The organism is Bradyrhizobium iriomotense (assembly GCF_030160715.1).
Lineage (GTDB): Bacteria > Pseudomonadota > Alphaproteobacteria > Rhizobiales > Xanthobacteraceae > Bradyrhizobium > Bradyrhizobium iriomotense.
Genome location: NZ_BSOW01000175.1, coordinates 1 through 528, shown reverse-complemented (window position 1 = coordinate 528; position 528 = coordinate 1). Strand labels below are relative to the sequence as shown.

The window sequence follows — 528 nt, the reverse complement described above, 5'->3', positions numbered from 1 at the left end:
ATCACTGCGGAGAGCGGCGGATCTCCTACAATAGCTGCCGCTCGCGCAACTGCCCCAAGTGCCAATCGCTCGCGCGGGCAGAATGGATCGAAGCCCGGCAAGCGGAGCTTCTCGATACGCAGTATTTTCACGTTGTTTTCACCATGCCCGACCAAATCGCAGCGATCGCATTCCAGAATGCTGGCACCGTGTACGACACTCTCTTCCGCACAGCTGCGGAGACTTTGCGGACTATCGCTGCCGACCCCAAGCACCTCGGTGCCGAGATCGGATTCTTTTCCGTCCTTCACACTTGGGGTCAGAACCTCCTTCACCATCCCCACCTCCATTGCGTCGTTCCCGGAGGAGGACTGTCTCCGGATGGCAGCCGCTGGATCGCGTGCCGGCCCGGCTTCTTTCTTCCCGTGGCCGTGCTTTCCCGCCTGTTCCGACGGCTATTTCTCAGCGCCTTGCAAAAGTCGTTCGATACCGGCGAGCTACAATTCTTCTCGTCGCTGGAACCGTTGCGTGATCCGGCTGCGTTTCAGC

At 59.7% G+C, this 528-nt stretch carries 1 protein-coding gene; it reads left to right on the top strand.

What is annotated here, in order from left to right; translation table 11 throughout:
* On the top strand, positions 1-528 hold a 528-nt coding region (locus tag QQL28_RS45845), incomplete at both ends, for an IS91 family transposase (RefSeq protein WP_284276466.1).